The sequence below is a fragment of the Streptomyces sp. NPDC001796 genome (genome assembly GCF_042892355.1).
Taxonomy (GTDB): domain Bacteria; phylum Actinomycetota; class Actinomycetes; order Streptomycetales; family Streptomycetaceae; genus Streptomyces.
In genome coordinates this window covers 99765-125935 of sequence record NZ_JBIAUC010000017.1, presented here as the reverse complement: position 1 = coordinate 125935, position 26171 = coordinate 99765, and the positions used below count along the sequence as shown (strand labels likewise).

16 protein-coding genes, 1 tRNA gene and 2 pseudogenes are annotated in these 26171 nt (G+C 73.2%); 11 read left to right on the top strand and 8 right to left on the bottom strand.

The window, feature by feature from the left end; all coding sequences use genetic code 11:
* Positions 1-16 precede the first annotated feature (16 nt).
* Positions 17-1450, top strand: a complete 1434-nt coding sequence (locus tag ACFYZE_RS27975) for a benzaldehyde dehydrogenase (RefSeq protein ID WP_388999679.1) — start codon at positions 17-19, stop codon at positions 1448-1450.
* An 18-nt stretch (positions 1451-1468) separates the two neighbouring features.
* On the opposite strand, the gene trxA is transcribed toward ACFYZE_RS27975, so the two are convergent.
* Positions 1469-1900, bottom strand: a complete 432-nt coding sequence (gene trxA, locus ACFYZE_RS27970; protein WP_388999676.1) for a thioredoxin — start codon at positions 1898-1900, stop codon at positions 1469-1471.
* A gap of 73 nt (positions 1901-1973) precedes the next feature.
* On the opposite strand from trxA, the gene ACFYZE_RS27965 reads away from it, so the two are divergent.
* Positions 1974-3404: a dihydrolipoyl dehydrogenase family protein gene (locus ACFYZE_RS27965; RefSeq protein WP_388999673.1), complete on the top strand. Its 1431-nt coding sequence runs from the start codon at positions 1974-1976 to the stop codon at positions 3402-3404.
* 11 nt (positions 3405-3415) lie between these two features.
* On the opposite strand, the gene ACFYZE_RS27960 is transcribed toward ACFYZE_RS27965, so the two are convergent.
* Entirely contained in the window at positions 3416-4063 is a 648-nt protein-coding gene (locus ACFYZE_RS27960) for a peptide deformylase (protein ID WP_388999670.1), read from the bottom strand.
* A gap of 132 nt (positions 4064-4195) precedes the next feature.
* On the opposite strand from ACFYZE_RS27960, the gene ACFYZE_RS27955 reads away from it, so the two are divergent.
* The gene (locus ACFYZE_RS27955) at positions 4196-5590 is read left to right on the top strand and encodes a PepSY-associated TM helix domain-containing protein (RefSeq protein WP_388999667.1); all 1395 of its coding nucleotides are present in this window, start codon (positions 4196-4198) and stop codon (positions 5588-5590) included.
* 163 nt (positions 5591-5753) lie between these two features.
* Here the strand turns inward: ACFYZE_RS27955 and ACFYZE_RS27950 are convergent, their stop codons facing one another.
* Together ACFYZE_RS27950 and ACFYZE_RS27945 are read right to left on the bottom strand one after the other, a co-directional pair.
* Positions 5754-7244: an RICIN domain-containing protein gene (locus tag ACFYZE_RS27950; RefSeq protein ID WP_388999664.1), complete on the bottom strand. Its 1491-nt coding sequence runs from the start codon at positions 7242-7244 to the stop codon at positions 5754-5756.
* A gap of 301 nt (positions 7245-7545) precedes the next feature.
* A complete protein-coding gene (locus tag ACFYZE_RS27945; RefSeq protein WP_388999661.1) occupies positions 7546-8361 on the bottom strand; it encodes a maleylpyruvate isomerase family mycothiol-dependent enzyme in 816 nt (271 codons plus the stop codon).
* A gap of 200 nt (positions 8362-8561) precedes the next feature.
* Here ACFYZE_RS27945 and ACFYZE_RS27940 point away from each other — a divergent pair.
* Both ACFYZE_RS27940 and ACFYZE_RS27935 read left to right on the top strand, forming a co-directional pair.
* Positions 8562-9611: pseudogene (locus ACFYZE_RS27940) on the top strand (DNA topoisomerase IB).
* Positions 9612-9763: 152 nt separating this feature from the next.
* Entirely contained in the window at positions 9764-10435 is a 672-nt protein-coding gene (locus tag ACFYZE_RS27935; RefSeq protein WP_388999658.1) for a hypothetical protein, read from the top strand.
* Positions 10436-10478: 43 nt separating this feature from the next.
* On the opposite strand, the gene ACFYZE_RS27930 is transcribed toward ACFYZE_RS27935, so the two are convergent.
* Positions 10479-10724 (bottom strand): hypothetical protein, encoded by a 246-nt coding sequence (locus tag ACFYZE_RS27930; RefSeq protein ID WP_388999655.1) that lies wholly within the window; start codon positions 10722-10724, stop codon positions 10479-10481.
* A gap of 205 nt (positions 10725-10929) precedes the next feature.
* On the opposite strand from ACFYZE_RS27930, the gene ACFYZE_RS27925 reads away from it, so the two are divergent.
* The 4 genes from ACFYZE_RS27925 to ACFYZE_RS27910 all read left to right on the top strand — a co-directional run bounded on the left by ACFYZE_RS27925 (position 10930) and on the right by ACFYZE_RS27910 (position 19447).
* A complete protein-coding gene (locus ACFYZE_RS27925; protein WP_388999652.1) occupies positions 10930-12531 on the top strand; it encodes a phosphodiester glycosidase family protein in 1602 nt (533 codons plus the stop codon).
* A 336-nt stretch (positions 12532-12867) separates the two neighbouring features.
* A complete protein-coding gene (locus tag ACFYZE_RS27920) occupies positions 12868-16752 on the top strand; it encodes a Pls/PosA family non-ribosomal peptide synthetase (protein ID WP_388999649.1) in 3885 nt (1294 codons plus the stop codon).
* Positions 16753-16820: 68 nt separating this feature from the next.
* On the top strand, positions 16821-18200 hold the full coding sequence (locus tag ACFYZE_RS27915; protein ID WP_388999646.1) for a M1 family metallopeptidase: 1380 nt from the start codon (positions 16821-16823) through the stop codon (positions 18198-18200).
* A 344-nt stretch (positions 18201-18544) separates the two neighbouring features.
* Positions 18545-19447, top strand: coding sequence for a DMT family transporter (locus ACFYZE_RS27910; RefSeq protein WP_388999643.1), 903 nt, complete (start codon positions 18545-18547; stop codon positions 19445-19447).
* Between the two features lie 205 nt (positions 19448-19652).
* Here the strand turns inward: ACFYZE_RS27910 and ACFYZE_RS27905 are convergent, their stop codons facing one another.
* Positions 19653-22454 carry a SpoIIE family protein phosphatase gene (locus ACFYZE_RS27905; RefSeq protein WP_388999640.1) on the bottom strand — a complete coding sequence of 934 codons (2802 nt, stop codon included), beginning with the start codon at positions 22452-22454 and terminating at the stop codon, positions 19653-19655.
* Between the two features lie 51 nt (positions 22455-22505).
* On the bottom strand, positions 22506-22724 hold the full coding sequence (locus ACFYZE_RS27900; RefSeq protein WP_388999637.1) for a hypothetical protein: 219 nt from the start codon (positions 22722-22724) through the stop codon (positions 22506-22508).
* Between the two features lie 161 nt (positions 22725-22885).
* Between ACFYZE_RS27900 and selA the strand changes: the two genes are divergently transcribed.
* Together selA and ACFYZE_RS27890 are read left to right on the top strand one after the other, a co-directional pair.
* Positions 22886-24268, top strand: a complete 1383-nt coding sequence (gene selA / locus ACFYZE_RS27895) for an L-seryl-tRNA(Sec) selenium transferase (RefSeq protein WP_388999634.1) — start codon at positions 22886-22888, stop codon at positions 24266-24268.
* 5 nt (positions 24269-24273) lie between these two features.
* Positions 24274-26022 (top strand): annotated as a pseudogene (locus tag ACFYZE_RS27890) (SelB C-terminal domain-containing protein); the annotation flags it as partial.
* A gap of 34 nt (positions 26023-26056) precedes the next feature.
* Here ACFYZE_RS27890 and ACFYZE_RS27885 read toward each other — a convergent pair.
* Positions 26057-26150 (bottom strand) — tRNA-Sec (locus ACFYZE_RS27885).
* Positions 26151-26171: the final 21 nt, after the last annotated feature.

Sequence of the window (26171 nt, the reverse complement as noted above, 5' to 3'; positions counted from 1 at the left end):
GGATCGGAGAGCCGTCATGCTGCTCGACACGCGGACCTGGCAGCCGCAGCCGCTGACGGGCGCCGAGTACACCGTCACCGAGCCCGCCACCGGTGACGCGCTCGGCGCCGTCACGCTCGCCTCCGAACAGGACGTCGAGACCGCCGTCCGGGCCGCCGTCACCGCCCAGGGAGCCTGGGCCAGGACCCCCTACAGCGTGCGCGCCGCCGTGCTCCGCAGGGCAGGAGACCTGCTCGCCGCGCACGCCGGCGAACTGCGCGACTGGCTCGTCCGCGAGTCCGGCTCCGTCCCGGACAAGGCCGGCTTCGAACTGCACGTCGCGGCGCAGGAGTGCTACGAGGCGGCGGCCCTCGCGTCCCACCCGACGGGGCAGGTCCTGCCCTCGGAGGCACCCCGGCTGTCGTACACGCGCCGTGTCCCCGTCGGTGTGGTGGGCGTGATCGCCCCGTTCAACGCCCCGTTGATCCTCGCGGTCCGCTCCGTCGCACCGGCGCTCGCCCTCGGCAACGCCGTCGTGCTCAAACCCGACCCGCGCACCGCCGTCTGCGGAGGTCTCGCCGTGGCCGCCGTGTTCGCCGAGGCGGGACTGCCCGAGAGCCTGCTGCACGTCCTGCCCGGGGGACCCGACGTGGGCCAGGAACTGGTCGCCGACCCGCGCGTCCCGGTGATCTCCTTCACCGGGTCGACCGCCGCCGGCCGCGCGATCGCCGAGGCCGGCGGACACCACCTGAAACGGGTCCATCTGGAGCTCGGCGGCAACTCCGCGCTGATCGTCCTCGAGGACGCCGATCTCGACGCCGTCGTCTCCACCGCGGCCTGGGGGTCCTTCTTCCACCAGGGCCAGATCTGCATGACGACCGGCCGCCACCTCGTCCACGCGTCGCTGTACGAGGAGTACGTCGAGCGGCTCGCCGCCAAGGCCGACACGCTCATCGTGGGCGACCCGTTCCGCGAGAAGGTGCACCTCGGCCCCGTCATCGACGCGAGCCAACTCGCCCGGATCCACGGGCTGGTGGCGGCCAGCACCGCCCGCGGCGCGAAGCTCGTGGCGGGCGGGACGTACCGCGGCCTGTTCTACCGGCCGACGGTGCTGGCCGGAGCCGACGACACGACACCGGCCTACACGGAGGAGGTCTTCGGGCCGGTCGCACCCGTACGCCCCTTCACGACAGCGGAAGAGGCCGTCGGCCTCGCCTCCGAGGGGCCGTACGGCCTCTCCCTGGGCATCGTCACGCGGGACGCCGCGCGCGGCCTCGACCTGGCCGAGCGGATCCCGACGGGCATGGCCCACATCAACGACCAGACCGTGGGCGACGAGGCTGTCGCGCCCTTCGGCGGTCTCGCCGCCTCCGGCACCGGTGCGCGCTTCGGCGGTGAGGCCAATCTGGACGCCTTCACCCACCTGCGCTGGACCACGGTGCGCGGGGACGTGGCGACTTACCCCTTCTGATCGGTCTGCGGGCTGCGGTCACTCGCCGTTCTGCTCGGCCTTGGCCTGCTGCTCGGCCACCGCCTTGCGGACCTCGTCCATGTCCAGCCTGCGGGCCTGCCCGATCACGTCGTCCAGAGCGGCCTGCGGCAGGGCGCCCGGCTGCGCGAACACGGCGACCCGGTCCCGGACGATCATCAGCGTCGGGATCGACTGGATGCCGAACGCCGCCGCGAGCTCGGGCTGCGCCTCGGTGTCCACCTTGGCGAACACCAGGTCAGGGTTCTCCTCGGCGGCCTTGTCGTACACCGGCGCGAACTGACGGCACGGCCCGCACCAGGACGCCCAGAAGTCGATCAGGACGAAGTCGTTGTCCTCGACCGTCTGGTCGAAGTTCTCCTTGGTGAGCTCCACGGTGTTGCTCATGGCGTATCCCTCTTCCTGATGTCGGGGCCGAGCCGCTGTCGTCAACTGTCACACTCGGTCACGTATTCCGCGCCCTACCCGTGTGGCCACCGGGCACACCACCCACCAGACTGTCCCCATGACGGAAACGGAATCCATCGCGTACGACGTCGTGGTGCTCGGAGCCGGGCCCGTGGGGGAGAACGTCGCCGACCGCACCCGTGCGGCCGGCCTGTCCACCGCGGTCGTGGAGAGCGAGCTGGTCGGCGGCGAATGCTCCTACTGGGCGTGCATCCCCAGCAAGGCACTGCTCCGCCCGGTGATCGCCCGCGCCGACGCCCGCCGCGTCCCCGGCCTCGCCCGGCTCGCGCAGGGCCCCCTCGACGCCGCCGCGGTCCTCGCCCACCGGGACTACGAGGTCGGGAACTGGACGGACGACGGGCAGGTCTCCTGGCTGGACGGCATCGGGGCCGACCTCTACCGGGGCCACGGACGGCTGGACGGGCCGCGCAGGGTCACGGTGACCGGCCCGGACGGCGAGCGGCACGTGCTGACCGCCCGGCACGCGGTGGCCGTGTGCACCGGCAGCGACGCCCAGCTGCCCGACCTGCCAGGGATCGCCGAGGTGAACCCGTGGACCAGCCGTGAGGCGACCAGCGCCCGGTCCGTGCCCGGCCGGCTGATCGTCGTGGGCGGCGGTGTGGTGGCCTCCGAGATGGCCACCGCCTGGCAGGCCCTCGGCTCCCAGGTCACCGTGCTGGTCCGCGGCAAGGGCCTGCTGCCGCGCATGGAGCCGTTCGCCGGGGAACTGGTCGCCGAAGCGCTCACCGAGGCGGGCGCGGACGTGCGCACCGGCACCTCGGTGGAGTCGGTACGGCGCGAGGGCGACACCGTCGTGGTCGTCACGGACGCCGGCGACCGCTTCGAGGCCGACGAGATCCTCTTCGCCACCGGCCGGGCCCCGCGCACCGGCGACATCGGCCTCGACACGGTCGGCCTGGAGCCCGGCTCCTGGCTGCCGGTCGACGACACCCTGCGGGTGGCGGGCAGCGAGTGGCTGTACGCGGTCGGCGACGTCAACCACCGCGCTCTCCTCACCCACCAGGGCAAGTACCAGGCGCGCATCGCGGGCGCGGCGATCGCGGCCCGCGCGACGCACGTTCCGCTGCTGGAGACGGACCGCTGGGGCGCCCACTCCGCGACCGCCGACCACGCGGCCGTCCCGCAGGTGGTCTTCACCGACCCGGAAGCGGCGGCCGTGGGCCTGTCACTGGCCGAGGCGGAGCAGGCAGGCCGCCGGGTGCGCGCCGTGGACGTCGAGTTCTCGTCGGTGGCGGGGGCGAACCTGTTCGCCGACGGCTACCGCGGCCGCGCCCGCATGGTCGTCGACCTGGACAGCGAGACCCTGCTCGGCGTCACGTTCGTCGGCCCCGGCGTCGGTGAACTCATCCACTCCGCGAGCATCGCCGTCGCGGGCGAGGTGCCCATCGAGCGTCTGTGGCACGCGGTGCCCTCGTTCCCGACGATCAGCGAGGTGTGGCTGCGGCTGCTGGAGGCTTACCGGGGCTGACGCCAAAAGCCTCAGTCGGGCAGCGTGAACCCCAGCTCCCGCGCTGCCCGTTCCGGCGTCGGCCGGCCCCACCGCGCCGCCACCGCCTCGTTCGACGACAGCGAGCGCAACTCGGCGCGGTCGAGGTAGAGCGTGCCGTCCAGATGGTCCGTCTCGTGCTGGACGATGCGCGCCGGCCAGCCCGTGAACTCCTCGTCCACGGCGGCACCGTGCTCGTCCAGCGCCCGCAGCCGCACCCGGGCGTGCCGGGCCACCACGGCCTGCCAGCCGGGCACGCTCAGGCAGCCCTCGAAGAACGCGGCGCGCTGGGTGCCGACCGCCTCGTACGAGGGGTTGACCAGCACGCGGAACGGCTGCGGCACCCGCCCGCGCGCCACCCGGACCTCCTCAGGGACCGGCGCCGGGTCCTCGATGACCGCGATCCGCAACGGCACCCCGACCTGCGGCGCGGCGAGACCCACGCCCGGCGCCGCGTGCATCGTCTCCCGCAGGGCCTCGACGAAGCGGGCCAGCAGGGCGGGCCCCAACTGGCCGTCGAACGGCTCGGTGCCGGAGCGCAGTACCGGATGACCGGCGGCGACGATCGGCAACGGGCCGCCGGCGGCGAGCAGTTCCTCGACCTGCTCGGCCGGAGCCTTGTGGTCACGCGGAGATCCCATCGCGCCAGCATGCCACGGCCCCGTCGGCGCCTCCGTGTGACGCACGCCACCTACCCCTGCCGGAACTCGGCCATGTCCCGCTCCGACCTCTGGACCGCCACCGCTGAGCAACGAGCCCGGAGAGGCCCGCCGATGCCCACCGCCCCATTGCCCACGACGGACGAGTCCCCGCAGTCCGTCGCCCCCTCATCTTCGCGATGGGCGCCGCTGCGCCCCCTGGTGCTGCGCCTGCACTTCTACGCCGGACTTCTCGTCGCCCCGTTCCTGCTGGTCGCCGCACTGACCGGATTCCTGTACGCCGCCTCGTTCCAGGCGGAGAAGATCGTCTACGCCGACGAGCTGACCGTCCCGGTCGGCGGCGGCAAGCTGCCGATCAGCGAGCAGGTCGCCGCCGCCCGCAGGGCCCACCCCGAGGGCACGCCGGCCGCCGTACGGCCTTCCCCGGCGAAGGACGCCACCACCAGGGTGCTGCTGTCCGGTGTCCCCGGCATCGCGGAGGGGCACACGCTCGCCGTCTTCGTCGACCCGTACACCGGGAAGGTGCGCGGCGCCCAGGAGCAGTACGGCTCCACCGGCGCCCTGCCGCTGCGCACCTGGATCGACGAGTTCCACCGCGATCTGCACCTCGGGGAGAACGGGCGGCTCTACAGCGAACTCGCCGCCAGCTGGCTGTGGGTGATAGCCGGTGGGGGGCTCGTGCTGTGGTTCGCGCGCCGGCGTTCACAGCGCGCGGTCCGCGGCACGAGCGGCCGCCGCCGCACCCTCGGTCTGCACGGCACGGTCGGCGTGTGGGCCGCCGCCGGGTTCTTCTTCCTCTCGGCGACGGGCCTGACCTGGTCCGCCTACGCGGGGGCCAACGTCGACGAACTGCGCACCTCGCTCGGCCAGGCCACCCCGTCCGTCTCGGCGGCCGTGAGCGGCGAGCACGCGGGTCACGGCTCCACGACGGCCACCAGGGGCGGCGAGCACGGCGTGGGCCTCGACGCGGTGCTGGCGGCGGCACGAGGGAAGGGGCTGAGCGACCCGGTGGAGATCGTCCCGCCCGCCGACGCGACCTCCGCGTACGTCGTGAGGCAGGTGCAGCGCAGCTGGCCCGAGAAGCAGGACTCGGTCGCCGTCGATCCCGCCACCGGCGAGGTCACCGACGTCGTGCGCTTCGCGGACTATCCGGTCCTCGCCAAGGTGACCCGCTGGGGCATCGACCTGCACACCGGCGTCCTCTTCGGGATCGTCAACCAGATCGCCCTGATGGCCCTCGCGCTCTGCCTGGTCCTGCTGATCGTCTGGGGATACCGCATGTGGTGGCAGCGCGGCCGGGCGGGCGCGTTCGGGCGGCCGATCCCGCGCGGCGCCTGGCAGCACGTGCCGCCACACATCCTCGTGCCCTGCGTGGCGGCGATCGCGGTCCTCGGCTACTTCGTGCCGCTGCTCGGCATACCGCTCGCGGCGTTCATCGCGGTGGACGTCGCGCTGGGCGAGATCGCCCATCGGCGCGGCAGGCGCACGTACGGCGGCCGCGCCGCGTAAGGAACCGGACCCGAGGCCGCGTTGGAATCCCTGCGCCAGGACCTGCTCCAGCATGTGAGCGGCCGCTCCAGGACGACGCGGCGATGCTGCTGCGCCACCGGTGACGCGGCTGGGGGAGTCACCCCGCACGGGAGGTCCGTGCGGGGAACGTCCTCTCACGGCATCAGGAGAGACTCCACTGCTGGCTCGTCGCACCGGTGCCCGTCTCCTGGTCCACCGCCGTCCCCTTGGTGGTCGAACCGCCCGTCACACCGATGTTCAGGTCGCTGCCCACACCGGCCAGCATGTACGTGCTGCCGGTGTAGCTGCCCACCAGGTCGAGGAACCACTGCTGGTTCGTGCCGCCGTTGCAGGCCCACTGCTGCAGTTGAACGCCGGTGTCGGTCGACTGGTTCGGGACGTCCAGGCACAGGCCGCTGTTGACACTCTTCAGCGTGTAGACGTTGTCCCCGACCCGGGTGAAGGTCCACTGCTGGTTGGCGCCGCCGGTGGACGTCCACTGGATGACCTTGGCGCCGCCCGATGTGGAGGCGCCCGAAACGTCCATCAGCAGCGTGCTGTTGACGTCGGTCAGGGTGTGGACGCCTGCCGCGGGAACGCCGCTGTCGGCGGTCCAGGTGCCCGCGCCGACGTCGAGGGACCACGTGGGGTACTGACCGAGGTTCACCGTGCGGCCCCTGATGGTCAGCGGCAGCCAGATCAGCTTGGACGAGCCGAGGTCGGAGGTGTTCCAGCGGTCGCCCGCGTAGATGTAGGTCGTCCCGGAGGTGCCCTGGACCGTGATGACGTTCGCCGTCTGGCTGCCGTAGGTGTGGGTTCCGGGAGCGGCGAAGTTCCGGAACGCCGACCAGGGGCCGCCCAGTGTCGCGGCGGTGGCGTAGATGTTGTCGTTCAGGCTCCACCCGGTGAGGTGGGAGCCGAACACGTAGTAGACGCCGTCGACCTTCACCATGGCGGGTGCCTCGACGCTGTTGCCGCCACTGGCGCCCAGCACCGCCACCGCGCTGTCCACGGAGAGGTAGTCGGCGGAGAGCTTGTCGATGCGCAGGCCGTTGTTGCGGTCCTCGCTCAGCAGATAGGCGGTGCCGTCGGTGTCCTGGAACAGCCCGATGTCACGGCTGAGGTTGCCCAGCGGCCGGAAGCTTCCCCGGTAGGTGTAGGGGCCGCACGGGGTGCTGCTGGTCGCCACGCCGACCTTGGCCTCGGAGTAGTTCGTGCTGTCGATGTGCATGTACATCACGTACGTGTTCGTCGAGGCGTTGAAGATGACCTTGGGACGCTCCACGATGCGGCCCGGCCCCAGGTCGCCGCTGCCCTGTCTGGCCAGGGCGACGCCCTGGTAGGTCCAGGCGCCCAGGTCGCTCGAGGTGTAGCAGGGTATGTCCTGGAACGACGTGTCCGACGAGGTCTCGCCGGTCTTGTCCTCGCCGAACCCGTACCAGGTGCTCCCCACCCTGACGATGCCGAGGCCGTGCAGCTGTAGCGCGTTCCCGTTCTGGTCGGTGCGTGCGGCGCCGGTGGTGAACGGCACGGTGGCAGCATGCGCCTCGGTCGCCGGGAGCAGCAGCGCCGCCACGGCTCCGAGAAACGTCAGAAAGGCGGCGGCTCCGCGCCGCCACCGGTCGGCGGGCCGACGGGGTGTTCCCTCGGACATGGTTTCGTCCCTCTCTTCAGGTGCCCGGCGGGGACCCATGAGAGTCGGACGTGTTCAGTTGCGTCAAGATGCGCGTTTGACTTTGTTGATCCTTGACCGACTGGGAGAAGCCTCTCGTGTGTCTCGACGGAGGTCGCGTGCCCCCACCGTCCGAGATTTCGGGCAACCACCATGCCAAACCGAAGGGTTGGCCTTGCGGGCGACCACGCATGAGAAACGTTGCGGCAGCCGAAGTCTGTTGCGTTCCTGATCGAATTTGTTTGCTTGCTCTTCCCTCAGGGCGGTCAGCCCTCACCGCGGATCAGAAGGCCGTGTGGGCGAACCAGTGGTCCAGTACCGCGACCTCTCCGGAGACGTCGAACGCGGACTCCTGGTACGACCGCCGCCCGTAGAGGAGGAGCAGGAGGTCCGCCGTCTTCCCCCGGACCTCCGCCGTCAACGCCCCGGCCGGCGCGGCATCGGCTGCTGCCGGTGCCAACAGGCGGAAGCCGTCCGGATCCAGTCGCACCCGCCACTCCTCGCCGGCGCCGCCGGCCGAGTCCGCGCACCGGAAGGCGATGACCTCACCGTTGCCGTTCAGCTTGGTCACCGCCGGCGCGAAGAGACCCGCGTAGGGCAGGTTGACGAGGAACTCGTCCACCCCGTCCGCCGCCAGCGCCGGGTCGATCTCCGAATCCCGGCCGACTGCCCGCTCCGCGTCCACCCGGTGCACCAGCGTTTCGCACAGCATCCGGCGGGCCCAGAACCGCGCATGCTGGTCCTCACCCCAGGCCCACATCCCCGCCTGAGGATCCGTGGCCCGCAGCACCTCGGCCACCGCGGGCACGCCCGCCGCCACCCAGTCGGCATACTCCTGCGCCCGTTCCGGCAGCCCGAGTTCCACGTCGCGGCCGCGCGGAGGCTCCTGCACCAGCCTGGTCAGGAGCGTGCTGAACCAGCGCTGCAACGACCCGACGTGCCGGGTGAGTTCGGCCAGGGTCCAGCCGGGGCAGGAGGGTACGGCGGTCCCGGGGTCCGCACCTTTCACCACCTCGGCGAAGCGCAGCGTCTCCCGCTCGATCGCCTGCCGGTAGATGTCGTACGGCAGAGGGTGCCCTGCCCGGCTCGTCGTCCCCACGTGCTGCCGCCCTTCCCGTCCGCGGTCGGATTCCGCCGTGATCAGTGTGCGGGTTGAAGCCCACTCGAAGGCAAATCCGCACCGTGCCCCGGCGGGCGACTGACGGGTCCGGATGAGGGTACCGGTCACGCCGTCAGAAGTCGGCAGCCGGACGTCAGGAGGCCATCGCCTGCCGATCGAGCCGTGTGGAGGGTGATGAGGTGCGTCTGCGTCACAGTCGTCCCTGCGATCCGGGCTACACGCGCAGGCGCCGCGGCCGGGGGTTCCAGTAACTCGACGCCTCCGGGAACGTTCTGACGGACGCGTCGGAGATCGAGCGGATCAAGGGGCTGGTCATTCCTCCCGCCTGGAAGGACGTATGGATCTGCCGTCACCCCCACGGCCACCTCCAGGCCGTCGGCACCGATGCCGCGGGACGCCGCCAGTACCTGTACCACCCCCGGTTCCGGGCCCAGCAGGAGGAGAGCAAACACGAGCACGTCCTGGAGGTCGCCGACGCCCTGCCGCGCCTGCGGGAAGCGGTGGAAGCGCACCTCGGCCGGCGCGGACTGACCCGCGACCGTGTCCTCGCCACCGGCGCGCGCCTGCTCGACCTCGGCTTCTTCCGCATAGGAAGCGAGCGCTACGCGGACATGAACAACTCCTACGGCCTGACCACGCTGCTGCGTCGGCACGCCAGAGCCTCACGGGGACGCATCGTCTTCAGCTACCCGGCCAAACACGGCAGGGAACTGGTCCAGGCCGTGGGGGACGACGCCGTACTCCGTGCGCTCACGTCCCTGCTGCGACGGCGAGGGGAAGGCGACCGACTGCTGGCCTACTGGCAGCCGCCCAGTTGGCACGAGGTCTCGGGCGACGACCTCAACACCTACCTGAAGGAGGTCAGCGGCGTGGCCGTCACCGCGAAAGACTTCCGTACCTGGCACGCCACCGTCCTGGCCTCCGTCGCCCTGGGGGTCTCACAACCCGCGGCCCGCAGCGAGACCGGGCGACGCCGGGCCATCGCCCGTGCCGTCGGGGAGGTCGCCGACCACCTGGGAAATACGCCGGCAGTCTGCCGCGCCTCCTACATCAACCCGCGCGTGATCGAACTCTTCGAGGAAGGCATCACCGTCGCCCCGAGCCTGGACCGGCTGGGGGACGGGGCTGCCTTCGGTGTCCCGGCGACGCAGGGCGCGATCGAGAAGGCCGTCATTCACATGATCAGAACCGGACGTCCTCCGGCCGACAGCGGGACGGACCTGGTCTAGGGCGCGACGCCCCGGCGGCCCGGTCGCGCCCCGGCCCGGTCGTGCCCCCGTGGTCCGCTTCCCCCGACGGTCCAAGTGTTTTGTCAGGTGGTGCCCGGGTACTGCGGCCCGAGTGTGTCGAAGGCGGTGACCGCGGGAAGGAACGGTGACGCGTGCCGGGCACGAGCGCGCGACCCGTCGGCCGGGGGCGCGACGGGCGCGTACGGCTGCGGTTCGACGGGTGGATCGCGGGGATCGGCACGTCTTCGGGGACGCGGATGGTGCTGGGTCTCTGGGCGCGGTCGCCGTTCGGTCCGTTCAGCGACGTGATGCTCGAACGGAAGGACGGACACCGTGTCCTTCTGGCCCCCTCCGCGCAGACGGCGCGCTTCGTCGCCGGCACCTACGTCTTCGACGAGGTCCGGGTCGTACCGGTCGGCGTCGAGGCCGGCCGCGGTGGATGGTCGGTCGCGGCCCCACCGCTCGACCTCCGTTTCGTCACCGGCGGCAGAGGGCCCATGGGCCTGCTGCTGAGAGCCGTGCCCGGTCGGCTCGCCGCCCGTCCGGCCTGGGCCGTACTGGTGGCCCCGGCCGCCAGGGCGCTGCTGGGGGTGCGCACCCACGGCAGCGCGGGCGCCGGCCGGTACGAGTGGTACGGGGCGAAGGACCTGCGTCCTGTCACCGGGGCCCGGGCCGTCTACGAAGGGGAGGACCTCGGTTCCCTGGCACCGGTCGAACCCCCGGTGCGGTTCGGGTTCGGCTCGACGCCCCGCAGACCGTGCCTGGTGAGCGTCACCACCACGGTGGCCGTGGAGGCGAACCGGCAGGGAACTCCCGCACGGTGACCCGGCCGAGAGCCACCCCACCGGGTCAGGTGTCGGTGGCGTCTCAGCCCGTCCCGCGCTCGTCCGTACCGGTGTCCGGCTCCTGCCGGGCCCGTTCGTCCTTCTCGACACCTTCGAGGGGCTTGCCCGCCGTGGTGCCGCGCTCGGTCTGGTAGCCCTCCTTGGCGCTCGCCGTACCGGGCACCGTGCGCTCCTGCGCCTGGCTCTCCGCGCCGGAGTGGGCGCCCGGCTCGCCAGGGTCACGTCCCCGTGCGTGCCCGCTGCCGCGGTGGTCCTTGCGATCACTCATGTCCGTGCCTCCGGTCGGTCTCTCCGGTCGGTCTCGGGACCACCCTCGGGTTCCCTCGGGGCACAGGCGGAAACGGCGTCGCGGCGCCTGCCGGGCCTGGACGTCCGCACCGCCTTGGGCAACCGTTCACGGCTGCTTCGCCCCGCCGTCGCGTCGAAGGGATGGGATCTGGCCATCACATCCCGGACGTATCGAACGAGGTCCCATGCCCGGCATACGACGCACCTCCGCCCGAGTCCGCACTCTGCACGCCACGCTGGCCGTGGTGGCCGCCGTCGCACCGCTCGGCGTCGGCTCCGCGGCACAGGCCGATGCCCCCGCCCCAGCGGTCGGGGAGTGGACGACACAGGCGCTCGCCCCCGGCGTGGAGGTCCGCACCGGAACCCTGCGGAACGCCGGTGCGGCGCCGTCGTGGACCGTGGCCGTCAGGCGTCCGGTGACCAGCCGGCTGACCGGCGCCCCGGTGGACGCCGAGGTCGGCCCGCGCTCCTGGGCGGACGCCACCGCCTCGCTGCTGCGTGAGGCCGGCTTCCAGCCGCGTGTGGAGACCGTCCGCTGGCCGGCGTATGCCGACACACCGCAGGGCACCATGGGCCTGCGCGTGCGGGTTGGCTCCTACACCACGCAGGCGCAGGCGCAGAGCGCCGCGAACGCGGTGGCGGCGGCCGGCTTCCACGCCGCGGCCGCCTGGACGGGGTACGACGCGGAGCGGCCCTCCGACGTGGAGAACATCCATGTCGCCGTGGTCGACCCGCGTGCCTTCACCGGCACCGTGGAGGCCACCCACGACGGCGATGTGGCGCAACGCGAGACCACCTCGTCGGTCGCCGCGAAGCTGGGCTCCCTCGTCGGGGTCAACGGCGGCTTCTTCGTCACGTCGGACGCGGACGGGGTGCAGGGCACCCAGTCCGGCATCGCCGCCTACGACGGGCAGTTGGAGTCGATGGCATCGGGCGCGCGGGCGGCCCTGGTCCTCGGCGACGACGGTCGGCACATCCGTGTCGCCGATCTCACGAGCACCGTCACCGCCCGGGCCGACGGCTCCGCGTACGCGGTCCAGGGCATCGACCGGGTGCCCGGCATCGTCAGGGACTGCGGACGGCCCGGTGCCACCCCCAGCAGCCTGCCCTGGCAGGACGTCACCTGCCACGAGACCGACGACCTCGTCCTGTTCACCCCCGCCTTCGGCACCGGCCTGCCCACCGGGACAGGTGTCCAGGCGGTGCTCGACGGCAAGGGACGCGTGGTCTCGGTGGGCGCCCGCGGCGGCCGGGTCCCCGCGGGCGGCACGGTGCTCCAGGGCATCGGCTCGGCCGCGGACTGGCTCACCGCCCACGCCCGGCCGGGGCAGCGGATCGGCGTCGACGAGACAGTCCGCGACAGCGACGGCAGGCGCGTCCGGCTCGGCCACGGCGACAGCATCGTCAGCGCGGCGCCGACGCTGGTGAAGGACGGCCGGGTGGACATCGACGCCGCCACGGAAGGCACCGTCGACCCGCAGGATCTGTCCTTCGGCTACGCGTGGGCGAACGTACGCCAGCCGCGCACCATGGCGGGCGTGGACGCCCGGGGACGGCTTCTGCTGGTCACCGTGGACGGGCGGCTGACCGGCGGCAGCGAGGGCTTCACCCTGCGGGAGGCCGCGGAGTTCATGCGGTCCCTCGGCGCCGTCGAGGCCCTCAACCTCGACGGCGGCGGGTCCACCGCGATGGCCGTCGACGGCGCCCTCGTCAACCGCCCTTCGGACGCCACCGGTGAGCGGGCGGTCGGGGACACGGTCCAGGTGCTGCCGGCCGGCCGCCACTGATGACCGGCGGGCGACCCGGCGCCACGTCAAGTCCCTTCGCAGCCAATGGATGAGTGATGACTGCGAGGGCCGCGAGGCCGTGGTCCTCGCGGCCCTCAGCCCGGTCACGGCCAGATGTGGGGGATATCTCGTCACGATGACACATCCCCATGTCAGCGCGCCGGAATGATTGATTCCGGACGGCTCCGGCCGACCCGCTGCACAACGGAACGTCCTGGTCTCAGCGGGGACGTACTAAAGTTGACCGCTTGTTTGGAGCTGGACCGGAAGATCCCCAGGCATCCCTGCGGGCCCACCAGCGCCCGGAACCCTCCGGGAACGACACGTGAGGACCCGATGGCAGCCCTCCGGCAAGGCCCCGCAGTCGCCCCGTCGGACGACGAGATGCACGCCCGGTTCGATGACCGCGCCCGCTTCTGCTCCGCCCCCGCCGCCGCGCCGCGGACGCTCGTGGACATCCTCGACGCCTCCGTACGCGCGTACCCCGACGAGCCGGCCCTCGACGACGGCCGCCGTTGCCTGACCTACCGCTCCCTCGCCGTCGAGGTCGACAACCTCCGCCGGCGCCTCGCGGACGCGGGTGTCGGTCTCGGCGACCGGGTCGGCGTGCGCGTCCCGTCCGGCACCAACGACCTGTACGTGGCGATCCTCGCCGTGCTCGCCGCGGGTGCCGCCTACGTTCCCGTGGACGCGGAGGACCCGGACGAGCGGGCCGAGTTGGTGTTCGGTGAGGCGCAGGTGCGCGCGGTCGTGGGCGCCGGGCACCGGATCACCGCCACCGGCACGTCCGACGTCCCCGCCGCCCGCCCCGGCGTCGAGCACGACGCCTGGATCATCTTCACCTCGGGCTCGACCGGGAAACCCAAGGGCGTCGCCGTCAGTCACCGCAGTGCCGCCGCGTTCGTGGACGCCGAGGCGGACCTCTTCCTGACGAAGGAACCGATCGGGCCCGGCGACCGGGTCATGGCGGGCCTCTCCGTCGCCTTCGACGCCTCCTGCGAGGAGATGTGGCTGGCCTGGCGCTACGGGGCCTGCCTGGTGCCCGTACCGCGCGCGCAGGTGCGCGGCGGCGCGGACCTCGGCCCCTGGCTGGCCGAGCAGGAGATCACCGTCGTCTCGACGGTGCCGACGCTGGCCGCGCTCTGGGAGCCGGAGGCCCTGAACGACGTCCGCCTGCTGATCTTCGGCGGCGAGGCCTGCCCGCCCGAGCTGGCGCAGCGGCTGGTCACCGAGGGACGCGAGGTCTGGAACACCTACGGGCCGACCGAGGCGACCGTGGTGGCCTGTGCCTCGCTGCTCACCGGCGAGGAGCCGATCCGGATCGGGCTGCCCCTGAACGGCTGGGAACTGGCCGTCGTGGACGACGCCGGGCAGCCGGTGGCGATGGGGGAGAGCGGCCAGTTGGTGATCGGCGGCGTCGGCCTCGCCCGGTACCTCGACGCCGAGAAGGACGCCGAGAAGTACGCGCCCCTTGTATCCCTCGGCTGGGAACGCGCCTACCGCAGCGGGGACCTCGTCCGCGCCGAGCCCGAAGGCCTGATCTTCCTCGGGCGCGCCGACGAGCAGATCAAGCTCGGCGGGCGGCGGATCGAACTCGGCGAGGTGGACGCGGCCTTGCAGGCCCTGCCCGGGGTGGCCGGCGCCGCCGCGGCCGTACGGACCGCGCGCAGCGGCAACCAGCTCCTCGTCGGTTACGTCGTCACCCAGGAGGGCTGGGACCACACGGCGGCCGTCGAGAGGCTGCGCGCCGAACTGCCCGCCGCGCTCGTCCCGTTGCTCGCACCCGTCGACGACCTGCCGACCCGCACGTCCGGCAAGGTCGACCGGGGCGCGCTGCCCTGGCCGCTGGAGGGCCTGGAAGGCCCCGCCGCCCAGCTGTACGGCACGGAGGCCTGGCTCGCCGAGCAGTGGACCGAGGTCCTCGGCATCCCGGTGACCGGCGCATCCGACGACTTCTTCGCGATCGGCGGCGGCAGCCTGGCCGCCGCCCAGCTCACCACCCGGCTGCGCACCCGCTATCCCAGCGCGGCCGTCCTCGACATCTACCAGCAGCCCAGACTGCGCGAACTGGCCCGCCACCTGGAGGAGTCGGCACAGGACGACGGGGCGCAGCGCGTGATCGCTCCCGTTCCGGCGCGGGCCGGAGCACTCCAGCTCCTCCTGCTGGTCCCCCTGTTCACCGTGCTGGGGCTGCGCTGGACCGTGGCGCTGGCCGCGCTCGGCAACGTCCTGCACTGGTTCGGCCCGTATCCGTGGGCGCCGACGACCTCCTGGTGGGCCGTGGCGGCCGGCGCGCTGCTGTTCTTCAGCCCGCCGGGGCGGCTCGCGATCGCCGCGGGCGGCGCCCGGCTGCTGCTGCGGGGCGTCGAGCCCGGCCGGTACGCCCGCGGCGGCGGAGTGCACCTGCGGCTGTGGGCCGCCGAACGGCTCGCCGAGTTCAGCGGGGCCACCTCGCTGACGGGCTCGTGGCTGGAGCGGTACGCCCGTGCCCTGGGCGCCAAGATCGGTGCGGACGTGGACCTGCACTCGCTGCCGCCGGTGACCGGCATGCTCAAGTTGGGCAGGGGCGCGGCCGTGGAGTCCGAGGTGGACCTGGCGGGCCACTGGCTGGACGGCGACGTGCTGGAGATCGGCCTGGTCAAGGTGGGGGCGCACGCCGTGGTCGGCACGCGCAGCATGCTCTTCCCGGGCGCGCGCGTGGGCAAGCGCGCCGAGGTCGCCCCCGGATCGGCCGTCGTCGGTCAGATCCCGACCGGTCAGCGCTGGGCGGGCGCGCCCGCCGTCAAGCTCGGCAGGGCCAAGCACAACTGGCCCAAGGAGCGTCCGCACCGCGGTACGGGGTGGCGGGCCGTGTACGGCGTCACCGGCTTCGCGTTGACGGCGCTGCCGGTGCCGGCGGGGCTGGCCGCGCTCCTGGTGGCGCACCTCTTCGTCGACCCGGCCGCCGGTCTCGGCGCGGCCCTGCGGGGCGCCGCCGTGGCACTGGTGCCCGCGACGCTCGCCTTCGGTCTGACGTATGCGCTGTCGCTTCTGGTCGCCGTACGGCTGACGAGTCTCGGACTGCGCGAGGGCACACATCCGACGCACAGCCGGACCGGCTGGCAGGCCTGGACGGTCACCCAGCTGATGGACCGCTCGCGCGAGATGCTCTTCCCGCTGTACGCAGGACTGGTCACTCCGGTGTGGCTGAGGCTGCTCGGGATGCGGATCGGGCGGGGCGCCGAGGTGTCGACCGTCCTGGCGCTGCCGAGTCTGACCACGGTCGGCGACGGGGCGTTCCTCGCGGACGACACGCTGACCGCGCCGTACGAGCTGGGCGGCGGCTGGGTGAGGATCGGGCGCGCGGAGATCGGCCGGCGGGCGTTCCTCGGGAACTCCGGGATGACCGCACCGGGCCGCAGCGTGCCGGACGGCGGGCTGGTCGGTGTGCTGTCGGCGACGCCGAAGAAGGCCAAGAAGGGCAGCTCCTACCTGGGCCTGCCGCCGGTGAAGCTGCCGCGCGCGGTCTCCGACGGCGACCGGAGCCGCACCTACGAACCGCCGGCCCGGCTGCTGTGGGCGCGCGGGCTGGTGGAGCTGTGCCGGATCGTGCCGGTGTTCTGCTCGGCCGGGCTCGCCGTGCTGACGGCCGCGGCGCTCAGCGCGCTGGGCGGCTGGGCCTGGCTGCTGTGCGGGGTGGTGCTGCTGGGCGCGGGGCTGGTGGCCGGTGCCGTGTCCGTCGTGGCGAAGTGGCTGCTCGTGGGCCGCCACCGGGCCGGGGAGCACCCGCTGTGGAGCTCGTTCGTCTGGCGCAACGAACTGGCGGACACCTTCGTCGAGGTCGTGGCCGTGCCGTGGTTCGCCGGATCGGTGCCGGGCACGCCGTTGACGACGCTGTGGCTGCGCGGGCTCGGCGCCCGGATCGGCAGGGGAGTGTGGCTGGAGAGCTACTGGCTTCCCGAGACGGACCTGGTGACGCTGGGGGACGGGGCCACGGTCAACCGGGGCTGCGTCCTGCAGACCCACCTCTTCCACGACCGGATCTTGCGGACGGATACTGTGGTCCTCCGTGAGGGCGCCACGCTGGGTCCTGGCGGAATCGTCCTGCCCGGCAGCACGGTCGGGGCCCGTACCACGCTGGGTCCCGCCTCCCTGGTGATGGCGGCGGAGTCCGTGCCCGACGACACCCGCTGGCTGGGCAACCCGATCGAGGCATGGCGCCCCCGGAAGCGAGCGACGTGACCCGTATCGGGCCGGAGGACGGGGCACCGGCACGACGTACGAGCACAGCGCAGGGAGCAGACGCACCAGTGAGCCCTCAGCAGAAGGCGGAAGCAGACCCGTACTTCCCCGACAACGGCGACCCCCGCTACCGGGTCCACCGCTACGAGCTCACGCTGGACTACCGCCCCGGCCCCAACCGGCTCGCGGGGGCGGCGCGTCTGAACGCCATAGCGGGCCGGGCCCCGCTCACCGAGTTCCAGCTCGACCTGGCCGACTTCCGCGTCGGCCGGGTCAAGGTCGACGGCCGGGCAGCGCACTACACGCACCGCGGCGGCCGGCTGCGCGTCCGCCCGTCCAAGCCCGTCCGGGCGGGTGCCGCGTTCACCGTCGAGGTGCACTGGTCCGGCAATCCCAAGCCCGTCAACACCCCCTGGGGCGGCGTCGGCTGGGAGGAGCTGCAGGACGGGGCTCTGGTGGCGAGCCAGCCGGTCGGGGCGCCCTCGTGGTACCCGTGCAACGACCGCCCGGCGGACAAGGCGTCCTACCAGATCTCGGTCACCACGCCGTCGGCGTACTCGGTCGTGACCGGCGGGCGCCTGCTGACCCGCACGACGAAGGCGTCGACGACGACCTGGGTGTACGACCAGCCCGCGCCGACCTCCAGCTATCTCGTCGGGCTGTCGATCGGCAGGTACCAGACCGTGCTGCTCGGCGATCCGGGCGAGGACGGTGTGCCACAGCATGCGCACATCCCGGCGCCCCTGCTCCCGCGGTTCTCCCGGGACTTCGCGCGCCAGCCGGCCATGATGGCCCTGTTCCAGGAGCTGTTCGGTCCCTACCCGTTCGGCGAGTACGCCGTGGTGGTGACCGAGGAGGAACTCGACGTCCCCGTCGAGGCACAGGGATTGTCGCTGTTCGGCGCCAACCACGTGGACGGCGCCCGCGGTTCCGAGCGACTGGTGGCGCACGAGCTGGCCCACCAGTGGTTCGGCAACAGCGTGACCGTCGCCGACTGGCGGCACATCTGGCTCAACGAGGGCTTCGCGAAGTACGCGGAATGGCTCTGGTCGGAGCGGTCCGGAGGACCCACGGCCGCTCAACTGGCCGCGACGGCGCACCGGAAGCTGTCCTCGCTGCCCCAGGACCTGCGACTCGCCGACCCGGGCCGCAAGCGGATGTTCGACGACCGCCTCTACGAACGCGGCGGCCTGGTGCTGCACGTGGTGCGCTGCGCGCTGGGCGACGAGGCTTTCTTCCGGATGCTGCGCGGCTGGGCCGGTGTGCACCGGGGCGGGACCGTGACGACCGGCGCCTTCACCGCCCACGCCGCACGGTTCGCGTCCCGTCCCCTGGACGACCTGTTCCGTGCGTGGGTGGAGGAGGCGGCGCTGCCGCCGCTGCCGGTCCCCGAACACCCGGTGCCGATGCGTCCGTCCTACCCGCCGAGCAACGCCGGCTCCGTCTGAGGCGGGGCGGCCGCCGGCCCTTCAGCCGTCGATGCCGACGCGGACGACGTCCAAGGCGGCGGAACCGTCGTCGCCGCGTTCAACTCCTTGTCGCCGTCGTGAGAGTGCGGCGGGAGGCACCGCTGCCGTCTCCGGGCGTACCGGACGGCTCGAGGGTGACCGGTTCCGGACGGCGGCCGCTGGCCGATCACCGGGCCGCGCCTCCCGGACGGCGGCCCCGCGGTTGCGGGCCTCCGCTCGACGCCGTGGACTTGAGTTCGTGGGGCGCCCGCAGCCCTGCCGGCCTGGTGTGGAGGAGACATGATCGTCGCTGCGGGGGCGGTGGCACCCGGGGGCGGCGCGCCGTGCTGAGTGTGCTGCTCGCCGTCCTGGCGGCGATCGCGAACGCCCTGGCCTCCGTACTGCAGCGCAAGGCGGCACGGGACCGCCCGGAGAGCGAGAGCCTGAGCTGGCGGCTCGTACGGCACCTGTTGCACCGGCCGGTGTGGTTCGCCGGCGCCCTCTCGATCATCGCCGGATTCCTGCTGCAGGCCGCGGCGCTGGGCAACGGCCAGATCTCCGTGGTGCAGCCGATGCTGGTGCTGGAACTGCCCGCCACCCTGCTGCTGGCATCGCTGGTGTTCAGGAGCCGGCTGGGCGTCCGGGAATGGGGCGCCTCGGTGATGATGGCCGCCGGCCTGGCCGGGCTGCTGTTCTCCCTGTCCCCCTCACAGGGCTCGGCCGCACACGCCACCGCTCTGAGGTGGGCGATCGCCTCGGGAGTGAACGTGCTCCTGGTCGCCGCCATGGTGGTGTGGGCCCGTCTCGCCGATCCCGGGGCCCGTAAGGCGGCCCTCCTGGGCGTGGCGACCGGGTGCGGTTTCGGGTTCACCGCCGCGCTGATCAAGGGCATGACGGAGGCGTTCACCCACGGCATCGGCGCGCTGTTCACCAGCTGGCAGCTCTACGCCATGATCGTGGCCGGCGCCGGCGCGATGTTCCTGCTGCAGTCCGCGATGCACGCCGGACGGCTGCTCGCCAGCCAGCCCGGGCTGACGATGTCCGACCCGGTCGTCGCGATCCTGTGGGGCGTCTTCGTCTTCGGCGAAGCGGTCCGGGGCGGCGTCTACACCATCCTGTCGGTCGCGGGGGCAGCCGTCGTGGCCATCGCCGTGACACTGCTGACCCGCTCCCCCCTGCTCGCCGGCCAGAGCGGTCGCGGAGAAGAAGGGCAGCTTCGCGGCGAGGCCGACACGGAGACGGAATAGCGTCCCCCGGCTCCCACCCGAGGACGGCGAAGGGGTCGCCCGGCTCGGTCGTAGTGGGAAAGGGCCGCGGGCTGGGGCGGCTGATCGGTGCCTTCACCCGGTCATCCTCGGGCGGGTGCGGCTCAGGGTGCCGGCCCGGCGCCACCACGGTCGGGTAGTCGGGCAAGCGGTCCTTGCTGTGAGCGCCCGAGGAGGAGATCCGCGCTCACATGGCGGGGTCGCCGAACTGTTCCAGGAGGACGTCGACCGGCGTGGGATCCGTCGCGGCGGACGCGCCGTCGTGGAGGGTCTGCTCCGCCCAGATCACCTTGCCCTGGGCCGTGTAACGCGTCCCCCACCGCTGGGCGAACTGCGCCACCAGGAACAGCCCCCGCCCGCCCTCGTCCGTGGTGGCCGCCCGCCGCAGCCGCGGCGAGGTGCTGCTGCCGTCCGCCACCTCGCAGATCAGGCAGCGCCCGTACAGCAGCCGCACGGTCACCGGCGGCGACCCGTGCCGGATCGCGTTCGTGACCAACTCGCTGATGATCAGCTCCGTGGTGAACCCGATCCCCTCCAGCCCCCACTCCCGCAACTTGTCCCTGCACCGTGTCCGGACCGCGGGCACGACCGCCGGGTCCGGCGGCACGCCCCACTCGGCCACGCACGAGCGCGGGAACAGCCGGGTCCGCGCCACCAGCAGGGCGATGTCGTCGGCGGGGCGCGCCGGCCCGACCGCATCGATCACCGCCTGGCACGTCTCCTCCGGACTGCGCCTTCCGGCAGCGCCCAGCGCCCGGCGCAGCCGATCCAGGCCGACGTCGATGTCACGGGCGCGTTCCTCCACCAGACCATCGGTGTAGAGCACCAGTTGGGAACCCTCGCTCAAGCGCAGCTCGGCGGTCTCGAAGGGGTAGCCGCCCAGGCCGAGCGGTGCCGACGCCGGTACGCCGGGACAGGTGACGGTTCCGTCCGGACGCACCACCACCGGTTCCGGGTGCCCGGCGCGGGCCATCGTGCACGCCCCCGTCACCGGGTCGTAGATCGCGTACAGACACGTCGCTCCGGTCACGCCCTCGCCCTCGCGGCCGTCGGCGGCCTCGTCGGCGTCCTCCTCGTTGTCCATGCGGGCGACCAGGTCGTCCAGGTTCCCGAGCACCTCGTCCACGGGGAGGTCCAGCGTGGAGAAGTTGTGCACCGCCGTGCGCAGTCGTCCCATCGTCGCCGCCGCGTGCAGCCCGTGACCGACGACGTCGCCCATCGCCAGCGCCACACGTGCGCCCGGCAGCGGGATGACGTCGAACCAGTCCCCGCCCACCCCCGTCGCGGCCGGCAGATACCGCCAGGCCACCTCGAGCGCGTCCTGCTCCGGTTGCCCCCGCGGCAGCAGACTGCGCTGCAACGTCACCGCCATCTCGTGCTCGCGTGTGAACCGCCGGGCGTTGTCGATGGCCACCGCCGCCCGCGCGGCCAGCTCCTCCGCGAAGTACAGGTCGTCCGGCTCGAACGCGGGGGAGTCCGTCGTCCGGTAGAAGTTCACCACGCCGAGCGGCACGTTCCGAGCCTGCAAGGGCATGGTCACCAGCGAATGCAGCCCGAGTTCCAGCGCCTTGCGGGCGCGTTCCGGATCCTGCGCCCGCCAGCCGTGCGCCTGCCGCAGGTCCGGCTCCACCATCCCCCGGCCCTCCTGGAGCGCGTGCATCTGCGGGGTCCCCGGCGAGAACGTGATCATCTCGCCTATGGGGTACACCGGCATCACCTGCCGGTCCCCGCTGATCGCCGTACGCCGCAGGTGCCGCCATCCCTCCGCCGTCGGCTCCCAACCGCGCAGCACGGCATCCAGCAGATCGACGGTGACGAGATCGGCGAACTGCGGCACCGTCACGTCCGCCAGCTCCTGCGCCGTACGCCCCACATCGAGCGTCGTCCCGATCCGCAGCCCCGCCTCGTAGAGGAGCTTCAGCCGCTCCCGCGCCACCTCGGCCCGTCCCGAGACCGCCGCCAGCTCGGTGGTGTCGCGCAGCGTCACCACACTGCCTCCCGGGCCCCCGTGCGGGAACGTGGGCCGCTTGTTCACCGCCAGCAGCCGGTCCTCCGCCAGATACACCTCGTCGGTCACCGCGTCCGGCGAGATCAGCAGCCGCGTGATCTGCTCCGGCAACCCCAGCTCCCGCACCGGGCGCCCCTGCGCCTCGGCCGGCAGGCCCAGCAGCCGCCGGGCCTCGTCGTTGGCCAGCAGCAGCCGCCCGTCGGGGGTGGTGATGAGCACCCCTTCCCGCACCGCGTGCAGCACCGCCTCGTGGTGCTCGTAGAGCCGCGCCAGCTCCACCGGGGCCAGGCCGCGCGTCTGCCGCAGCAGTCGCCGCGACGCCAGCGTGGTCCCCGTCGCGGCCAGTGCCAGCGCCGCCGCGCCGCTGCCGACGATGATCGGCAGCTGCGGCATCCACAGGCGTGACACGTTCGTGACCGTGATGCCCGCCGAAACCAGGCCGACGACCGTGCCGTGCGAGTCGTTCACCGGGACAACCGCCTGCACGGCCGTGCCCTTGCCGGCGGGAAGGGGCGGCCCACCGGCCTGCTCGATGACGGTACGGCCTTCCAGCGCTGGTTTGATGTCGCCGACGAACTTCTGCCCGATCTCCTTCGGGTAGGGGTACGTGTAACGAGTTCCCTTCGTGTCCGTGACGACCACGAAATCCACGCCCGCCTTCTTTCGCGCCGCTTCGGCACGCGGCTGCAGGACCGCCGACGGGTCCCGGCTGCGCAGGGCCTCGGCCACACCGGGCGCGTTCGCGAACGACTGCGCCGCGACGACCGACACGCGGCGTCCCTGCTGCAGCGCGTCCCGCGCCGCCTGGAGCACCACGCTCGCCATCGCGGCCAGGACCAGCAACACCACGATCACGATCTGAAGAAGGAACACCTGCCCGGCCGCACTGCGAGGGTTCAGCACGGAAGCGCGGCGCTCAGGCGCGTGTGCGGCGGGCGGGGGCCGCGCCTGGGTCCGGTCTCGCCCGAAACGTACCCTCATGTTCCCTTCATAGCACCGCTGCGCGCACCGGGACCGATCGATCTGAAGCCGTCAGCGTTCCCTCTCCCACACTTCGGGGCCACCGCCGTGCCACTCGATCAAGGGCGAGTCGGCCACGTCCACCTCGTCCACGCCCTCCAGCCCCGCGTGCTGCAGGAAGACCGTCAAGTCATGCAGCGAATAGGCGGTGCCGAGGATCTCACCGTCCGTACGCACACGCCGGCCGCCGCTCTCGCCCGGTGGGTACACGATCACTCGACGCTCGGCCATGGCACCAGCCTCGCCCCCGGGGGCCGGGCCCGCATGCCGAGCTACTCCGCGTACGGCCCGGGGCCCTGTCGTCCCGGCGTGTCGAGCGGGCGGCCGTGGGCACTGGGAGACGATGGGTTTTCCTCGGACAGCCGGGCCGGGGCCGGAGAGGCAGGGGCCGTATGGAGCAGGGGGTCACACCGGAGGGAGCCGGTGGCGGGACCGGGGCGGTCGCGTCCGGCGTCGGACACGCGCCCCGGCGAAGCGGCGCGGTCGACACGCGACGGCGCATTCCCCGCACCGACACCCTGCTGAGCGATCCGCGCCTGGCGGAGGCGGCGGGCCGGCTGGGGCCGCGCGTGGTGAAGGCGGCCGTGCGGCAGGCGCAGGAGCAGGCACGCGACGGCAGCATTCCGCCGGAGCGGGTGCGGGACGCAGCCCTCGCCCTGCTCCCGGGCACCGCCGGCGGCCTGCGCCCGGTGATCAACGCCACCGGGGTGGTGCTGCACACCAACCTCGGCCGGGCGTCACTGTCGGCCGCCGCCCGGCAGGCGGTGCTGGAGGCCGCCGGGCCCACGGACGTCGAACTGGACCTGCACACCGGCGTCCGGGCCCGCCGCGGTCGCACGGCTCTGAAGGCGCTGTGCGACCGGGTGCCCTCCGCCGCCGCGGCGCACGTCGTCAACAACGGAGCCGCCGCGCTGGTGCTGGTCGCCACCGCGCTCGCCGCCGGCAAGGAGATCGTCATCAGCCGGGGGGAGATGGTGGAGATCGGCGACGGCTTCCGGCTCCCGGACCTTCTGGTCTCCACCGGGGCCCGGCTCCGCGAGGTCGGCACCACCAACCGCACGACCGCCGCGGACTACGCCGCCGCGATCGGACCTCAGACGGGGTTCGTGCTGAAGGTGCACCCCTCCAACTTCCGCGTCACCGGTTTCACCCGCGCCGCCGATGCCGGCGAACTGGCGCCACTGGGCGTCCCGGTGGTCTCCGACATCGGCTCCGGGCTGCTCGCCCCCCACCCATCGCTGCCAGAGGAGCCCGACGCCGAGACCCAGTTGCGGGCCGGTGCCTCGCTGGTCACCGCGAGCGGCGACAAACTGCTGGGCGGCCCGCAGTGCGGACTGCTCCTCGGCGACGCGGAGTTGGTCCGCACCGTCTCCCGGCACCCCCTGGCCCGCGCCCTGCGCGTGGACAAGCTGACCCTGGCCGCGCTCGAGGCCACGCTCACCGGCCCGCGGACCCCGACGGCCGCCGCCCTGGCCGCCGACCCCGAACAGCTGATGGCCCGCGCCGAGGAGCTCACCGAGGCGCTGAGCGCCGACGGCATCGACGTACACGCCGTCGACAGCACGGCGACCGTGGGAGGCGGCGGCGCCCCCGGGGTGACGCTGCCCAGCGCCGCCCTGTCCCTGCCCGAGTCCTACGCCGCCGCGCTGCGCACCGGCGCCGTCCCCGTCGTCGGGCGTCTGGAGGCGGGGCGCTGTCTGCTCGACCTGCGGACGGTGCCACCGGAGGACGACGAGCGGCTGGCCGGGGCAGTGCGGTCGGCGGCGGGGAGGTAGGCGCCATGCGGGTGCTGGCCACCGCCGGGCACGTCGACCACGGCAAGTCCGCTCTGGTGCGGGCGCTGACCGGGATGGAACCCGACCGCTTCGAGGAGGAGCGGCGCAGGGGGCTCACCCTCGACCTCGGTTTCGTGTGGACCCGGCTCGGCGCGGACGGGGACCATCTGGCCTTCGTCGACGTGCCGGGACACGAGCGGTTCGTCGCCACCATGCTGGCCGGGGTCGGACCCGTGCCCGCCGTGCTGTTCGTCGTGGCCGCCGACCAGGGCTGGCAACCGCAGTCCGAGGAACACCTGGCGATCCTCGACGCGCTCGGGGTACGCCACGCCGTGCTCGCGGTGACCCGCAGCGACCTGGCGGACCCCGGGCCCGTGCGCGCCGACGCCGTGAAGCGCCTGGCCGCCACCTCGCTCGGCACCGTGCCGTCGGTGGCGGTCAGCGCGGTGACCGGCGCCGGACTGGACGAACTGCGCGCGGAACTGGCCCGGTTGGCCCGTTCGCTGCCGGTGCCGCCCGCGGACGCGGACGTGCGACTCTGGCTGGACCGCGCCTTCACCGTACGCGGCCACGGCACCGTGGTGACCGGCACGCTCGGCGCGGGCACCCTGCGCGCCGGTGACCGGCTGGTGACGGGCGACGGCCCGGCCCCGCTGAAGGTGCGCGGGCTGCAGTGCCTGCACGAGGAACGGTCCGCCGTCAGCGGTGTGGCGCGGGTGGCGGTCAACGTGCACGGCTCCGTGGACGGCGCCCTGCGGCGGGGACAGGTGCTGCTGACCCCGGACCGCTGGCTGCTCACCGACCTGATCGACGTGCGCGTCACCGGAGAACCGGTCGCCGACCTGCCCCGCACGGTCACCCTCCACATCGGTACGGCCGCCGTCCCGGCGACGGTCCGCCCACTGGGCGAGGACACCGCCCGGCTGACCCTGAACCGGGCCCTGCCCCTGCGTGTCGGGGACCGGGCCGTGCTGCGGGAGCCGGGCGGGCAGCGCAGGCCGTGCGGGGTGACCGTGCTCGACGTACGCCCGCCGCGACTGGCCCGGCGGGGCGCGGGACGCTCCAGGGCGGCGGAACTGGCGGCCATGACCGGCCGCCCGGACGGTGCCGCGGAGCTGCGGCGCCGACGGCTCGTCCGCCGCTCGGAGCTGCTGGCGATGGGAGTGCCGCCGCCCACAGCGCCCGTCGCCGGGGAATGGCTGGTCGACGAGACCCACTGGGCGGCACTGCGGGAGCGTCTGGCCGCCGAGGTGGAGCGGTACGCCGAGGAACACCCGCTGGAACCGGGCCTGCCCACCGAGGCGGCCCGGCGCCTGCTCGGCCTGCCCGACCGGACGTTGGTGGACGCGCTCGCCGAGACACCGGGCCGGGCCCGGCTGCTGCGCCGGCAAGGCCGGCTGTACGGTCCCGGCAGCCTCCGGCCGGCACTGCCACCGCCTCTCCAGACCGCCGTCGACGCCGTACGACGCGAGCTGACGCGGACGCCGTTCCGCGCACCGGACGCCGACCGCCTGAGGGAACTAGGGCTCACCCGTAAGGCGATGGCCGCCGCGGTCTCGGCGGGAGCACTGCTGGCGGTGGCCGAGGGCATCGTGCTGCTTCCGGGAGCGGACGCCCGGGCCGCCGACGTCCTGCGCCGGCTGCCCCAGCCGTTCACACTCAGCGAGGCCCGCCGGGCCCTGGACACCACGCGCAGGGTGGCCGTGCCGCTCCTGGAACTGCTGGACGCGCAGGGACGCACCGAGCGGGTGGACGACCAGCGCCGGCGCTGCCGGCCCGAGCCGGGCAGCGGAGGCGGACGGGAATCGAACCCGCCTGCCCGAGATCCTCGGACACCTCGGTTTTGAAGACCGGGAGGGCCACCAGGCACCCACACGCCTCCACCGCTCGCCAGGCTAGTGCC

Excerpts from the sequence above, each read along its gene's own strand:
- ACFYZE_RS27975 (WP_388999679.1), top strand. The coding sequence starts at position 17 with ATGCTGCTCGACACGCGGACCTGGCAGCCGCAGCCGCTGACGGGCGCC.
- ACFYZE_RS27965 (WP_388999673.1), top strand. The coding sequence starts at position 1,974 with ATGACGGAAACGGAATCCATCGCGTACGACGTCGTGGTGCTCGGAGCC.
- ACFYZE_RS27960 (WP_388999670.1), bottom strand. The coding sequence starts at position 4,063 with ATGGGATCTCCGCGTGACCACAAGGCTCCGGCCGAGCAGGTCGAGGAA.
- ACFYZE_RS27955 (WP_388999667.1), top strand. The coding sequence starts at position 4,196 with ATGCCCACCGCCCCATTGCCCACGACGGACGAGTCCCCGCAGTCCGTC.
- ACFYZE_RS27950 (WP_388999664.1), bottom strand. The coding sequence starts at position 7,244 with ATGTCCGAGGGAACACCCCGTCGGCCCGCCGACCGGTGGCGGCGCGGA.
- ACFYZE_RS27930 (WP_388999655.1), bottom strand. The coding sequence starts at position 10,724 with ATGAGTGATCGCAAGGACCACCGCGGCAGCGGGCACGCACGGGGACGT.
- ACFYZE_RS27925 (WP_388999652.1), top strand. The coding sequence starts at position 10,930 with ATGCCCGGCATACGACGCACCTCCGCCCGAGTCCGCACTCTGCACGCC.
- ACFYZE_RS27920 (WP_388999649.1), top strand. The coding sequence starts at position 12,868 with ATGGCAGCCCTCCGGCAAGGCCCCGCAGTCGCCCCGTCGGACGACGAG.
- ACFYZE_RS27905 (WP_388999640.1), bottom strand. The coding sequence starts at position 22,454 with ATGAGGGTACGTTTCGGGCGAGACCGGACCCAGGCGCGGCCCCCGCCC.
- ACFYZE_RS27900 (WP_388999637.1), bottom strand. The coding sequence starts at position 22,724 with ATGGCCGAGCGTCGAGTGATCGTGTACCCACCGGGCGAGAGCGGCGGC.
- selA (WP_388999634.1), top strand. The coding sequence starts at position 22,886 with ATGGAGCAGGGGGTCACACCGGAGGGAGCCGGTGGCGGGACCGGGGCG.